General features: G+C 75.6%; 1 pseudogene. It reads right to left on the reverse strand.

From position 1 onward, the window contains the following. Window positions 1-213 (reverse strand): annotated as a pseudogene (locus tag SM753_RS20920) (TlpA family protein disulfide reductase); the annotation flags it as partial. Between the last annotated feature and the right edge of the window lie 41 nt (window positions 214-254).

Here is a 254-nt window from a genome sequence, read left to right on the forward strand (position 1 = left end):
GTCGCACCACGTGGCGAACACCGTCACGAGAGTGACGCGGCCGGGCTCCGGAACCGTCTCGGTCCCCGACGGACTCCCCGGTGCCTCGATCCGCGGGAGGTCGACGGGGGCGACCGCACCGCCACCGCCGAGCGCGCCGCCGTAAACGACGCCGGCGCCGAGGCCGGCGACGCCGAGTCCCGCCGCGCCCGCGAGGAGGTCGCGTCGACGCATGCTACCACCTCTCGCGGAGGGTGCGAACGTCGTCCACGACC

The organism is Halostella sp. PRR32, from assembly GCF_034808085.1.
Taxonomy (GTDB): domain Archaea; phylum Halobacteriota; class Halobacteria; order Halobacteriales; family Natronoarchaeaceae; genus Halostella; species Halostella pelagica.